The sequence below is a fragment of the Agromyces sp. CF514 genome (genome assembly GCF_900113185.1).
In the GTDB taxonomy this organism is placed as follows: Bacteria; Actinomycetota; Actinomycetes; order Actinomycetales; family Microbacteriaceae; genus Agromyces.
Genome location: NZ_FOZD01000001.1, coordinates 1,118,577 through 1,131,103 on the forward strand (window position 1 = coordinate 1,118,577; position 12,527 = coordinate 1,131,103).

Here is a 12,527-nt window from a genome sequence, read left to right on the forward strand (position 1 = left end):
ATCTTCATGAAGGGATGCAACACCTTTCGGATGCGTGTGAGGTGCGCGGAGTGCGCGGGCCCACGGTGGTCCGGCGGCGTGAACCGGACCTGAACATCCGTCCGACGGTCGATGGCCCGGAGCCGAATCCCCGGCGGATGCCGCGCAGGGTCACCCGAGGCCGAGCAGGCGCTCGACGAACCACGCCAGTCCCATGAGCGCGACGGCCGCGGAGACGGCCACGCCCGCCCACAACCCGGCGCGCGGAGTCCGCGACCGGATCGCTGCCAGGACCGGGAAGACCACGAGGATGATCGCGATCTGCACGGCCTCGATGCCGACGTTGAAGACCAGGAGCGAACCGAGCAGCGCCCACGACCAGGGTTCGTCGATGCCGAGGGCGCCGGCGAAGCCGAGACCGTGGATCAGCCCGAAGCCGAAGACCACGGCCAGCCGGAGCCGGTCGGTGCGGGTGAGGCCGAGACGATCGGCCGGCGCCGTCGGCGCGACGAGGGCCCGGCCGCGCTGTCGCCGCACCTGCCAGAGGTACACGAGCGCCACGACGGCGATCGACAGCGCGATGATCGGCTCGACGATCGACGCCGGCACGCTCACGACGCCGACCGCCGCGAGCAGGAAGGTCACGGAGTGGGCGATGGTGAAGCTCGTCGCGGCGAGCACGACATCGCGCAGGCGCCGGGATCCGACGATGAGCGCGAGCAGGAAGAGGAGGTGGTCGGCCCCCGAGAGCAGGTGCTCGGCGCCGAGCAGGAAGAACTCGCCGAGGTGCTCGGCCGGTGCCTGCCCAGTCGAGAACTCGGGGTCGCCGGCGTTGAGCGCCGCGCTGCCCGACGCATCGCCGAACGCGTACTCGAGGATCGTCTCGGTGCCGGTGACGTACCCTTCGTCGTCGGGGAAGAGCGTGCTGCGGACCGCGACGACCGGTTCGGTTCCGGATGCCCCGGGGCAGGCGAAGCGCAGGGCGAGCTGCGCGTACGGCACGCCGTCGCGCTCGTGTGCGCCCAGGTCGCCCAGAAGGCCGGGCGTGCAGGCGACCCCGTCGGCGGACACCGTGAAGCGCTCGGTCACGTAGTCGACCACGGTCTCGGTATGGGCGTTCAGGGCCTCCGCCTCGCTGCCCGTCTCGAAGAGCGACATCCCGTCGTCGAAGAACGCGTCGTCGTGCTCGTTCTCGGCGGCCGAGACGACGAGCAGGTCGTACTCGAGGTCGAGGTCCGCGCGGAACCCCGTCGCCGTCGCCGTCGCCTCGACGTACACGGTCGACGAGAAGCCGTGCGCGGAGGCCGGGCCCGCGACGAGGAGCATCCCGAGCGCGGCGAGCAGTGCGATCGCGGCGGCGAGGCGGCCGACGGGGCGGCGCGCGATCGCATGGTCGGAGGCGTGGTGCATCGGGGGAACTCCTTCGGGTCGCCGGGTACCCTGCCCCAGCCGGGTGAACGTGGAGCGGACGTGAGGCGAACGGACGAGCGTTCCGCCGCCGTTCACCTCCGCTGCACTCCGGCGTCGGATTCGCGTCGTGCGGCGGCGGCAGCATCGGCGAGTGCTTCCGCCCCGCATCCGCCCTTCGCATCGACCCTCCGGACCGATCGGGATGGTCGGGCTCGCGGCCCTGGGGCTCGGACTCGCCATGCTCGTCGGCGCGAGCGGGTGCGCGCTCGCCGCATCGGGTGCGGATCGGCCCGCGGTGTCTGGTGCGAGCGCGATCGGCGAGCTCGACGCCGGATTCCTCGGCGACGTCAGGCCGTCGCCCGAGGCCACGATCGCGCCCGAGCCCGGTTCGTGGGAGCGGGTCGAGGTACCTCCCGGCTATCGCGCGGTCGTGGTGTCCGCTGCCGACGATCCGGCGACCGCCACCCTGGTCGCCGCGGTCTCATCGTGGGCCGGCGAGGCCGGCGTCGAACTCGAGGTGCTCCCGGGCGCAGGTGACGCGGCGGAACTCGGCGAGCGGTTCACGCAGGCGACCGCTCTCGGCGCAGATCTCGTGATCGGCGCGGGGAGCGGGGTCGTCGACGAGTTCGCGTACGGCACGGCCCAGAGCCTCGAGCAGCAGTATCTCGTCGTCGGGGCGCAGCTCGGCGAGCCCACCGAGAACGTCACCTCGGTCATCTGGCCTGGCGCGACCTTCCGCGGCACCGGCATCACCGACGACGCGCAGGATGCCGCGGCGGTCACCTCGGACCGGGCGGCCGCGGCGATCGCTGCGGGCGTGGCGGCGGTGCTGCACGGGGTGACCGGCGTCGTCATCTCGTTGCCTGAGCCGACGGGGTAGCCGGTGTCGTTCGCGCGGCGCGCCGCGCGGGGCGCGTCTCAGAACCTGCTGAGACCGCTGCCGAGCACGACCACGCCGATCATGAGCAGGATGGCCGAGCCGACGATGCCGTTGTTGCGCGCCAGCCACTCCTGCGCGACGCGCAGTCTGGGCTCCATGCGGTCGGGTGCCGCGAGCGTGAGGATGATCGGCACGGCGACGGTCGAGGCCGAGATCACCGCGTAGACGCCGATCGCGATCGCCGACTCCGTCACGTCGAGGTCCTCGGCGCGGATGGCGAGCCCGGCCGCGATCGCGAGCAGCAGCGCCTTGGGCCGCACGTTCAGCAGCAGGGCGAAGCCGACGGCGGCCCACCGCCCCAGGCGATCGAGTCCGCGCAGCCACGCGGGCAGTTCGGTTCGCTCGGTTCGGCGCGAGCGCACCCACGACACGATGGCGACGATGATCAGGGCGAGGCCGATCACGATCTCCCACGCCCCGATCGCGGTGTTGGGTCGGAGACCGAGTCCCGGCGTCGGGATCAACTGGGCGAAGATCGTGAACGCCGACACGACGATCAGGAGCCCGGCGATCCAGCCGATGAGGAACGGCAGCGCCGTGCGCTCCCGATTGGCCGAGAGCAGCAGCACGATCGTGGCCATGATCGGAACCGTGCTGAGCGCCATGGCGATCGCGATCGGGAGCAGATGGCCGATGGCGGCGAGCATCGTCGCAGGAACCTCAGCCGATGGCGGGTGCGGCCGGGGCATCGGGCCCGTCGGCGGCGGCGTCGGCGGCGTCGCCGGCCGCGGCAGCGTCGCCGCTCGAGGGGGTGCCCGTGGTGCCGGCCTTGGCAGCGGCCTTCGCCTCGGCCTTGGCGAGCTTCGACGCGGTGTTGTCGCCGAGCAGCGGCTTGATCCACGGCATGCGCGGGTTGGTGTCGACGAGCAGCATGCGCACGAGCAGGGTCAGCGGGATCGCGAGGATCGCACCGGTCGGACCGAGCACGATCGCCCAGAAGAGCACCGAGAAGAAGGTGATGCTCTGGCTGAGGGCGACCGCATTGCCGACCACCCGGGGCTGCACGATCGACTGCACCCCCGCGTTCACGATGCCGTAGAGCACGATGACGGCGATGACCGTCGGCCACCCGCCCGTGAGGGCGCCGAAGATGATCGGCGGGATGATCGCGATGAAGTAGCCGACGTTGGGGATGAAGCTGCAGATGAACGACAGCAGTCCCCAGATGAATGCGCCCGGAACGCCGAGCAGCACGAGCACGAACCAGTTGATGAGGCCTTGCGCGACGCCGAGGGCGGTGGTGACGACCATGTACCGGCGCACGTTCCGCGCGTAGTCGCGGAGGGAGTGCACGAGCAGGGCCCGGTGCGGCTCGATCTGGCGGAGCACGCCCGGCAGCAGCGCGGCATCCATCGCCATGAGGAGCACCATCGTGAAGATGATGACGAAGGTCGTGGTGGCCCCGGCGAGACCGCCGATCAGGCCCCAGATCACGCTCACGATCGAGCCCGCGTCGAAGCTGCCGATGGCTGCGGAGATCTGGTCGGATCCGATGCCGATCTTCGCGAGCGCCTCGCCCAGGCTCGCGACGGCGGCCTGGATCTGGGGCGCGAACTGCGGCAGGAGGCTGGCGAACTGACTGAAGGCGACGGCCACCGCGTACCCGAAGACCACGATGAGCGCGAGCACCGTCACGATGGCGATGCCGGTGGCGATGCCGGTGGGCACGCGGCGACGTTCGAGCGCGGTGCGCACGGGGTTCGCGCAGATCGTCAGCACGAGTGCGAGGAAGACCGGGGCGACGATCGACGAGACCGCGGCGAGGCCGAAGACGGCGAGCACGCCGCCGCCGAGTCCCGCGAGGAGGAGCGCGTTGCGGTTCACCGTCGAGGGCACCGCATCGGCCGTGGGCGCCGCCTCGGGCGCCGGCTTCGGGTTCTTCCGATTCCACCACATCGAGGTCAGAGTAGCGCTCGGGGAGCCGCCACGGGTGCGTTTCGCGAGGGATCTTCGAGATCTCGTCCGCTCGGGAATGCGCGAGCGGGCGAGGCGTCGTCGACGGCCTCGCCCGCTCGGGGTGTTTCGCTTCGGGTGCGGCCTACGCGGCGAGGGGGAATCCGCCCGTCCAGGAGATCTTCTCCTGCACGGCGAGCGTCAGCTGCAGGAAGCCGAGCGACTCGAGCTCGCGGGCGCGCTTGAGCGCACCGGCGTCGACGGCCTTCACGCCGCCCGCGCTGACGACCGAGGCGAGCAGGGCCTTGGCGTCGGCGTCGTCGCCCGCGATCAGCACGGTGGTGGGGGTGCCGCCGACGGTCTTCGAGGCGAGCGTGCTCGCGAAGTTGGTGTTGAAGGCCTTGAGCACGCGCGACTGGGGGAGTGCGGCGGCGAGGTCGGAGGCGGCCGAGCCGTCGGCGGGCACGACGAGGCTGTCGAAGGTGCTGAAGTCGAGCGGGTTCGTGATGTCGACGACGACCTTGCCGGCGAGCTGGTCGGCACGCTCGGCGACGATCTGCGCGAGCGCGGGGTGCGGCACGGCCAGCACGACGATGTCGCCCGAGATGGTGTCGGCGTCGCGTGCGACGTACTCGACGGTGGTGCCGCCGTCGGCGATGAGGCCGCCGATGGCCGTGCCCATGTTGCCGTTTCCGATGATGCTGACCGTGGTCATGTGCTTCTCCTCTGGTGCCGTTGCCGGCCGTTTACTTGTTGGAACAACTAAACGGTAGCACGAGAAAGGTTGCATGTACAACCAATGCGCTAGAATCGACGCATGACCTCGATCCAGCCCTTCTCGCCGGCCGAAGCCACGGCCTGGGCGAGGCTCGTCGCCGTGAGCGAACTGCTGCCGACCATGCTCGACGCGCAGCTGCAGCGCGACGTCGAGCTCACGCACTTCGAGTACCTCGTGCTGTCGGTGCTCGCGGCCTCGCCCGAGCAGACCAGCCGCATGACCCGGCTCGCATCGCAGACCAACGCCACCCTTCCCCGGCTCTCGCACGTCGCCCGGCGCCTCGACGAGAAGGGCCTGCTCGAACGCTTCCCGTGCCCGCAGGACAAGCGGGCCACCAACGCGCGCATCACCTCCGAAGGCCTCGCCGTGCTCGATCGCGCGGCACCCGGCCACGTCGCGACCGTGCGATCGAACGTGCTCGACGCGCTCGAACCCGCCGAACTCGACCAGCTCGCCGCCATCAGTTCCCGCATCCTCGCCCGGCTCGACCCCGAGGGGCGCATGTCCGCCACGCAGTGCAACGTCGGGTCGACCGAGTCCGACGGGTCCGACACGGCTCCGGATGCCACGGCGGCCGTTCCCGCCTAGGCCGGCCACCGGCATCCGCTCGCCCACCTGCATCCGCTCGCCCACCGGCATCCGCTCGCCGGTCGGTGCGCGCTCGTCGCCCCGCGGTCGCCGCCATGACAGGATCGGCGCATGGCGACCGTGCTCTTCGTTCCGGTGACGTTCAACCTCGCCGAGACCACCCGCATGATCGAGGTCGCGCGTGCGCTCGCACCCGAGCACCGTGCGGTGTTCATGGCCTACGAGCACGAGTACGTGCACCTCATCGAGGCGGCCGGGTTCGAGTACCGCGCGTGCGAGCCGGCCTGGAGCGCGGCTGAACGACAGCAGGCCATCGACTTCGACCAGGGTCGGGCGATGCGCAGCCCGTTCACGCGCGAACTGGTCGCGGCGCGCGTCGAGGTCGAACGGCGCATGATCCGGGCGACGGATGCCTCGGCCGTCGTGATCGGCTCGAACATCACGTCGCTCATCTCGGCCCGTGCCGAGGGCGTGCCGCTCTTCTACCCGGTGCCGTTCGCGCTCACCGGGCCGCAGGTCGCGCAGACCCGGCGGATGCACCTCATCGCGGGCTCGGGCCGGGTCGCTCGGCTGGCCGACCTCGTCGCGACGCGCGCGTTCCGGTGGCTCTACACGCGGGCGCCGGTCGCGCCGCGGGCGTTCTCGAGCGTCGCGAAGGCGAACGGCGTGCCGCCCCTGCGCACGGTCGCTTCGATGCTCGAGGCCGACGTGAACCTGCTCACCGTGATGCCGTGGGAGCTCGACGGCTACGGACTGCCCGACGACTACCGGAGGGTGGGCCCGATCTTCGCCCGGCTCGACGGCGAGCTGCCGGCGATCGTGGCCGAGCTCGCGGCCGCGCCGGAGCCGCTCGTGTACCTCGGACTCGGCTCCTCGGCGGACCGTGCGCTCGCGCTCGCCGCGGCCGAGCAGCTCGGGCGCCTGCCGGTCAACGTCGTCGCGCCGATCGGGCACTACCTCGAGCCGGGCGACGTCGTGCCGCCGAACGTGCACGTGACCGACCTGCTGCCCGCGCACCTGCTCGGCGGACTCGTCGACGCGGCCGTGCTGCACGGCGGACAGGGCACCGTGCAGACCGCGTGCGCGACCGGCATCCCGTTCGTCGGCCTCGGCCTCCAGCCCGAGCAGACGTGGAACGTCGAGGTCTGCGTCGCGCAGGGCAACGCGCTGCGCGTGCCGCCGAAGCACGTCGGGCGGCCCGAGTTCCTCGACGCCGTTCGGCGCGTGCTCGCCGACCCCGCGATGCGTGCGGCGGCCGTGCGCGTGCAGCGCGCGTTCGCCGACGAAGACGGCGCCGCGGCGTCCGCCCGCATCATCGAGGCGGCGACGTCCCGCACGGACTGACCGACCGTGAGTACATTTGGGCGGGTGGACGACAGACGACCCGTGCGGCGGGACTCGCAGCGGCGCGTCACGATCAAGGACATCGCCGAGCGCGCGGGCGTGTCGATCGGCGCGGTGTCGTTCGCGCTCAACGGACGCGACGGAGTGTCGGAGGCCACGCGCGAACGCGTGCGCCAGGTGGCCGACGAGCTCGGCTGGGCGCCGTCGACCGCCGCCCGGTCGCTCGCCGTCTCGAGCACCGAGACGATCGGACTCGTGCTCGCGCGCGACCCCGACACGCTCGGAGTCGAGACGTTCTACATGCGGTTCATCGCGGGCATGGAGTCCGAACTCGCCAAGCGGGGCTATGCGCTCCTGCTGCAGTTGGTGCCGACGCCCGAGGCCGGGCTCGCCGCCATCGCGAAGTGGCGTGCGACGCGGCGGGTCGACGGCCTGCTGCTCGTCGACCTCGAGCCCGACGATCCGCGGGTCTCCCTGCTCGCAGACGGCGACGCCCTGCCGACCGTGGTCGTCGGCGACGCCGAGGTCGCGGCGGGACTCACGAGCGTCTCGACCGATGACGACCTGGCCATGCGCCGCGCCGTGCGGTTCCTCGCGGGTCTGGGACACGCGCGCATCGCCCGGGTGGCGGGCCTCGGACGGTTCGCGCACACGGCGGTGCGCGAGATCGCGTTCCTCGACGAGACCGAACGGCTCGGGGTCGCCGCATCCGTGGCCCGCACCGACTACCTGCCCGAATCGGGCCGGGTCGCGACCCGGGCGCTGCTCGAATCGCCGGATCGCCCGACGGCGATCATCTACGACAACGACGTGATGGCCGTGACCGGGCTCAGCGTCGCCATGGAGCTCGGGATGTCGGTGCCGGGCGACGTGTCGATCGTCGCATGGGACGACTCGGTGCTCTGCGAGCACACCTATCCGCAGCTGACCGCCCTGCGCCGTGACGTCGTCGGATTCGGGGCCCACGTCGTGCGCCGCCTGCTCGACCTCATCGACGGCGCAGAACGCGGTGCGTACCTCGACGAGACGCCCCACCTCGTGGTGCGCGGCTCGACCGGCCCGGCGCCCACGGCCTAGGCGGGCGGGCGCTCGCCGCTGCCGCGCGCGATGAGTCGCGTGGGCAGTTCGACCTGGGTCGTGAAGCCGGTGGGGTTCGCCATGCGTTCGACGGCGAGCCGCGCGGCCCGGCGGCCCATCTCGACGGGATCGTGCCCGACGACGCTGACCCCGAGGATGTCGGCGGTCTCGAAGTCGTCGAAGCCGATGAGGGCCGGAGGTGCGGGCCGGTCGCGGATCGCCCGCAGCGCGCCGATGCACACGCGGTTGTTGCCCGCGATGATCGCCGTCGGCGGCTCGGGCTGCGCGAGCAGGTCGGCCACGACGGACTCGGGCGCGGCGGACGCGTCGTCGAGCAGGCGTTCCCATCGCGGATCGGGGGCGATGCCGGCATCCGCCAGCGCTGCCCGATAGCCGGCGACGCGCTCGGTCTGGGTGTACGCGGAGGCCGGGTTGCAGACGTAGGCGATGCGGCGGTGCCCGTGGGAGACGAGCGCCGTGGTCGCCTCGTGGGCGCCGGAGCGGTTGGCGAGCACGACCGAGTCGGCGACGAGGTCGCGCGCGGGGCGGTCGATCGCGATGACGGGCGTGCCGAGCTGGCGCTCGCCCTCGAGATAGGACTGGTCCTCGCCCACGGGGATCATGAGCAGCGCCGCGACCCGCTGCGAGAGCAGGATGTCGGCCACGCGGGATTCGCCCTCGACGGAGTCGTCGGTGGTCGCGACGATGAGCGTGAAGCCGTGCGCGGCCAGCTCTCGCTCGATGCCGGCGGCCAGGGTCGAGTAGAACGGGTTCAGCAGTTCGCCCATGATGAAGCCGACCGTCGTCGAACCGCCCCCGCGGCGCAGGCTCTGGGCGAGCAGGTTGGGCCGGAACCGCAGTCGCTTGGCTGCGGCCATCACGCGCTCGACGGTCTCGGGCGAGACGAGTTCGCGCTGGGAGTAGACGCGCGACACGGTCTTGGCGCTGACCCCTGCCAAGCGCGCGACGTCTTGGAGCGTCGCCCTGGTCTGTACGGTCATGGCACCCTCCGGCGCGGGTCGGGGAATGTCCGTCGTAGGACATTCAAACAGACATTCGGGTGTCTCAGCGAGACCGTGATGCGAGTAAAGCACTGATCATGACGAGAAACGCAGCCGGTCCAGTCGATGCGACAGAACAAGACAGCGATGACATCCCGACTTGCTAAAGCGCTTTAGAAGACCATACACTCGCTCTCGCCACCCCCGCTGTCGAGGGCATCCTCAGCAGCGATCCGAGGGTGACCACACACAAGGGAGAGTTCACATGGCATCACGCAAGGCATACGTCGGCCTCGCAGCCGTGGCCGCAGCGACGTTGCTGTTGACGTCGTGCGCCGCTGGCGGTTCCGACGACAGCGGCGACTCCGGCGAGGTCAAGGGCGACATCACGTTCCTCACCAACCGCACCGACCTCGAGACCGACGGCACCTGGGACGAGTACGTCGCGGAGTTCGAGCAGGCGAACCCCGACGTCAACGTCACGGTCGAGGCGATCACCAACTACGAGGACGACGTGAAGACGCGCCTCAGCACCCCGAACGGCTACGGCGACGTGCTGCTCATCCCGAACGGCGTGGCCCCCGATCAGTACGCCGACTTCTTCGAGCCGCTCGGCGACGCCGCCGACCTCGCGGACACCTACCGGTTCCTCGTGCCGAAGACGGTCGACGGCACCCAGTACGGCCTCGCGCTCGGCGGCAACGCCAACGGCGTGCTCTACAACACCGAGGTCTTCGCCGACGCCGGCATCACCGACCTGCCCACCACGCCCGACGAGTTCCTCGACGACCTCGCCGCGATCAAGGCGAACGGCGTCACCCCGCTGTACACGAACTACAAGGACGGCTGGCCGCTCGGCGGGCAGTGGACCAACATCATCGGCGCGGTCACGGCCGACCCCACCGCGCAGACCGTCATGGCGCACGACCGGGCCCCGTGGACCGAGGGCACCGACATCTACGCGCTCGACTCGCTGCTCTTCGATGCCGTGCACGACGGGCTCACCGAGGCCGACCCGCTCACCACGAACTGGGAGCAGTCGAAGGGCGACTTCGCGACCGGCAAGATCGGTGCGATGGTGCTCGGGTCGTGGGCCATCTCGCAGTTCCAGGCCGCCGCGACGGATGCCGGGGTCGACCCGGGCGTCGTCGGATTCATGCCGTTCCCGACGAACGTCGACGGCCAGCAGTACGCGACCATCGCGGGCGACTACTTCCTCGGCGTCAACAAGAACTCGTCGAAGAAGGCCGCGGCCGAGGCGTGGATGAACTGGCTCATCGAGGACTCGGGCTTCACCGACACCCAGGGCATGATCTCGGCCGTCAGCGCAGCCGACCTGCCCGCGAACCTCAGCGGCCTGCAGGACTCGGGCGTCGAGCTGCTCGAGATCGCGGCGGCTCCCGCCGGCGAGGAATCGCTGTTCAGCGACACCGCCGACAAGAGCCAGGTCGACGTCTGGGGCAACATCTACCGCCAGAAGCTCATCGACATCGCCCGCGGACAGGCCGACGGCGACCAGAAGTCGTATTTCGCACAGCTCAACGAGCAGTGGGGTGCGGCGGTCGACGAACTGGCCGAGTAGTCACGGGAGTCCGGCACCTCGCGTCCACGCCGAGGTGCCGGACGCCGTGCCGCACGTCGCGCCGTACCAACCAGCATCAGCCGAAGGAGTAGCCCATGTCCGTGTCGACCACAGGACCGGATCCCGTGGGGATCTCCGGCCCGCTGCACGGCGTCGTGCCGATGCAGGAACCCGGGACGGATCCGCAGCCGACCCGCGCGGTCCGCGCCGTTCGCGGCCCTCGCCGCGTTGGCCCGGCCGGCCGCGCGCGGCTCACGCGACTCACCCCGTACCTCTTCGTCGCCACGGCGGTGGGCCTGCTGCTGCTGCTCACGTACCTGCCCGCGGCCAACATGATCTGGTACAGCTTCACCGACTGGAGCGGCCTCGGCCCGATCGAGAACGTGGTCGGGTTCGACAACTACGTCGAGGTCTTCACGAACCCGCGCATCTTCTCGGTCTTCGGGGTGAGCCTCTACTATTTCGTCGGCGCGTTCGTGCAGATGGCGATCGCCCTCTACTTCGCGACGCTGCTCAGCTTCAGCACGCGGTTCTCGAACTTCTTCCGCGGGGTCATCTTCTTCCCGTACCTCATCAACGGCGTGGCGATCGGCTTCGTGTTCCTCTACCTGTTCCAGCCCGGCGGCACGCTCGATACGGTGCTCGGATGGTTCGGGCTCGCCGACCCGCCGCAGTGGCTCGGCGACGCGTCGATCGCGAACTACTCGCTCGCGGGCACCTCGGTGTGGCGGTACACGGGCCTCAACTTCGTGCTCTTCCTCGGCGCGATCCAGTCGATTCCGGGCGAGCTGTACGAGGCCGCCGAGCTCGACGGCGCGAACCGGTGGAAGCAGTTCCGGTACATCATCTTCCCGGGCATCCGGCGCATCATCGGGCTCTCGTTCATCCTCGCGGTCGCCGGCGCGCTGTCGGTGTTCGAGATCCCGTTCATCATGACCGGCGGTGCGAACGGCACCGCGACCTTCGTGATCCAGACCCTGCAGACGGCGTTCTCGTACCGGCAGGTCGGCCTCGCCTCGGCGATGGCGGTCGTGCTGCTCGTGATCGTGCTCATCGTCACCTGGATCCAACGAAAGCTCTTCCCCGACGAGAAGGTGGACCTCACATGAGCCGCGTGCTCTCCGGCGTCGGCAAGTACGCCTCGCTCATCATCGCCGCGGTCGTGGTGCTCCTGCCCCTCTCGGTCGTGCTGTTCGCCAGCTTCAAGACCACGGCCGAGTACGGGTCGACCGGACCGCTGACCCCGCCGTCGAACTGGTTCAACCTCGAGAACTTCGGCATCGCCTTCACGAACGGCGACATGATCGAGGGGTTCGTCAACACGACGATCGTGCTCGTCATCTCGCTCGCCGGCACGATCGTGATCGGCACGATGGCGGCCTACGCGATCGACCGGTTCCAGTTCCGCGGGCGCAAGCTCATCATGGGCCTCTTCCTCGTGGCCACGCTCATCCCGAGCGTCACGAGCCAGGTCGCGACGTTCCAGATCATCGCGGGACTCGGCCTGTTCAACACGAAGGCGGCACTCGTGCTGCTCTTCCTCGGCACCGACATCATCGCGATCTACATCTTCCTGCAGTTCATGGCCGGCATCCCGGTCTCGCTCGACGAGGCCGCGATGATCGACGGTGCCAACCGGTGGACGATCTACTGGCGCGTCATCCTGCCCCTGCTGAAGCCCGCGATCGCGACGGTCGTGATCATCAAGGGCATCGCGATCTACAACGAGTTCTACCTCCCGTTCCTCTACCTGCCGTCGGAGGGCATGATCTCGACCTCGCTCTTCAACTTCAAGGGCCCGTTCGGTGCACAGTGGGAGGTGATCGCGGCGGGCACGATCCTCGTGATCGTCCCGACCTTCCTGGCGTTCGTCTTCCTGCAACGCTGGATCTACAAGGGCCTCGTGGCCGGAGCCGTCAAGTGAACCCGGAGATC

General features: G+C 70.2%; 12 protein-coding genes. 7 read left to right on the forward strand and 5 right to left on the reverse strand.

What is annotated here, in order from left to right:
- Positions 1-150: 150 nt before the first annotated feature.
- Positions 151-1,389 (reverse strand): HupE/UreJ family protein, encoded by a 1,239-nt coding sequence (locus BM342_RS04850; protein ID WP_092964330.1) that lies wholly within the window; start codon positions 1,387-1,389, stop codon positions 151-153.
- Positions 1,390-1,591: 202 nt separating this feature from the next.
- On the opposite strand from BM342_RS04850, the gene BM342_RS04855 reads away from it, so the two are divergent.
- The gene (locus tag BM342_RS04855) at positions 1,592-2,269 is read left to right on the forward strand and encodes a hypothetical protein (protein WP_092964331.1); all 678 of its coding nucleotides are present in this window, start codon (positions 1,592-1,594) and stop codon (positions 2,267-2,269) included.
- A 38-nt stretch (positions 2,270-2,307) separates the two neighbouring features.
- Here BM342_RS04855 and BM342_RS04860 read toward each other — a convergent pair whose 3' ends face one another.
- The 3 genes from BM342_RS04860 to BM342_RS04870 form a co-directional block, all read right to left on the reverse strand.
- The gene (locus tag BM342_RS04860) at positions 2,308-2,976 is read right to left on the reverse strand and encodes a GAP family protein (protein WP_177232060.1); all 669 of its coding nucleotides are present in this window, start codon (positions 2,974-2,976) and stop codon (positions 2,308-2,310) included.
- 13 nt (positions 2,977-2,989) lie between these two features.
- Entirely contained in the window at positions 2,990-4,225 is a 1,236-nt protein-coding gene (locus BM342_RS04865) for an AI-2E family transporter (protein WP_092964333.1), read from the reverse strand.
- A gap of 142 nt (positions 4,226-4,367) precedes the next feature.
- Positions 4,368-4,937, reverse strand: coding sequence for an NADPH-dependent F420 reductase (locus BM342_RS04870; protein ID WP_092964334.1), 570 nt, complete (start codon positions 4,935-4,937; stop codon positions 4,368-4,370).
- Between the two features lie 102 nt (positions 4,938-5,039).
- On the opposite strand from BM342_RS04870, the gene BM342_RS04875 reads away from it, so the two are divergent.
- The 3 genes from BM342_RS04875 to BM342_RS04885 all read left to right on the forward strand — a co-directional run bounded on the left by BM342_RS04875 (position 5,040) and on the right by BM342_RS04885 (position 8,009).
- Positions 5,040-5,588: a MarR family winged helix-turn-helix transcriptional regulator gene (locus BM342_RS04875; RefSeq protein WP_092964335.1), complete on the forward strand. Its 549-nt coding sequence runs from the start codon at positions 5,040-5,042 to the stop codon at positions 5,586-5,588.
- A gap of 111 nt (positions 5,589-5,699) precedes the next feature.
- Positions 5,700-6,932, forward strand: a complete 1,233-nt coding sequence (locus tag BM342_RS04880; RefSeq protein ID WP_092964336.1) for a glycosyltransferase — start codon at positions 5,700-5,702, stop codon at positions 6,930-6,932.
- Between the two features lie 24 nt (positions 6,933-6,956).
- Positions 6,957-8,009 carry a LacI family DNA-binding transcriptional regulator gene (locus BM342_RS04885; protein ID WP_255368526.1) on the forward strand — a complete coding sequence of 351 codons (1,053 nt, stop codon included), beginning with the start codon at positions 6,957-6,959 and terminating at the stop codon, positions 8,007-8,009.
- Here BM342_RS04885 and BM342_RS04890 read toward each other — a convergent pair.
- Positions 8,006-9,010: a LacI family DNA-binding transcriptional regulator gene (locus tag BM342_RS04890; protein WP_092964338.1), complete on the reverse strand. Its 1,005-nt coding sequence runs from the start codon at positions 9,008-9,010 to the stop codon at positions 8,006-8,008. The two genes, BM342_RS04885 and BM342_RS04890, sit on opposite strands and share 4 nt — an antisense overlap.
- A 265-nt stretch (positions 9,011-9,275) precedes the next feature.
- Between BM342_RS04890 and BM342_RS04895 the strand changes: the two genes are divergently transcribed.
- The 3 genes from BM342_RS04895 to BM342_RS04905 all read left to right on the forward strand — a co-directional run bounded on the left by BM342_RS04895 (position 9,276) and on the right by BM342_RS04905 (position 12,516).
- A complete protein-coding gene (locus tag BM342_RS04895) occupies positions 9,276-10,592 on the forward strand; it encodes an ABC transporter substrate-binding protein (RefSeq protein WP_255368527.1) in 1,317 nt (438 codons plus the stop codon).
- Between the two features lie 95 nt (positions 10,593-10,687).
- Positions 10,688-11,701, forward strand: coding sequence for a carbohydrate ABC transporter permease (locus tag BM342_RS04900; RefSeq protein ID WP_255368528.1), 1,014 nt, complete (start codon positions 10,688-10,690; stop codon positions 11,699-11,701).
- The gene (locus BM342_RS04905; RefSeq protein ID WP_092964339.1) at positions 11,698-12,516 is read left to right on the forward strand and encodes a carbohydrate ABC transporter permease; all 819 of its coding nucleotides are present in this window, start codon (positions 11,698-11,700) and stop codon (positions 12,514-12,516) included. Before BM342_RS04900 ends, BM342_RS04905 begins: the two co-directional genes overlap by 4 nt.
- Positions 12,517-12,527: the final 11 nt, after the last annotated feature.